This is a genomic window from Streptomyces sp. SID14478 (assembly GCF_010548525.1).
GTDB lineage: Bacteria > Actinomycetota > Actinomycetes > Streptomycetales > Streptomycetaceae > Streptomyces.
The window spans coordinates 1-458 of the sequence record NZ_JAAGMG010001415.1 but is presented as its reverse complement, the minus strand read 5'-3'; the positions used below and the strand labels follow the sequence as shown (position 1 = coordinate 458).

General features: G+C 72.7%; 1 protein-coding gene. It reads right to left on the bottom strand.

Annotation, left to right across the window (positions count from 1 at the left end):
• Nucleotides 1–458: acyl carrier protein (locus G3I40_RS47825; RefSeq protein ID WP_164560499.1), on the bottom strand; the 458-nt coding region annotated here is incomplete at both ends.

The following is a 458-nucleotide window of genomic DNA, read 5'->3' as shown; positions in this document are numbered from 1 at the left end:
CTCCAGGAGCAGCCGCTGCTGCGGGTCCATCGCGAGCGCCTCGCGCGGCGATATGCCGAAGAATCCGGGGTCGAACAGGCCCGCGCCGCGCAGGAAACCGCCCTGGCTGACGTATGAGGTCCCGGCGTGGTCCGGGTCGGGGTCGAAGAGTCCGTCCAGGTCCCAGCCGCGGTCCTCGGGGAAGTCGGAGATCGCGTCGACGCCGTCGGCGACGAGCTTCCACAGTTCGTCCGGCGAGGTGACCCCGCCCGGCAGGCGGCACGCCATGCCGACGATGGCGAGCGGCTCGTCCGTGTCGGCGGCGACGGCCGCCGGTGTCTCGGCCTCGGGCGCCGCGACCTCGTCGAACTCGCCGCGCAGATAGCGGGCGAGGACCAGCGGGCTCGGATAGTCGAAGACGAGCGTCGGAGGCAGCTTCAGTCCGGTCGCCTCGCGCAGCCGGTTGCGCAGCTCCACCG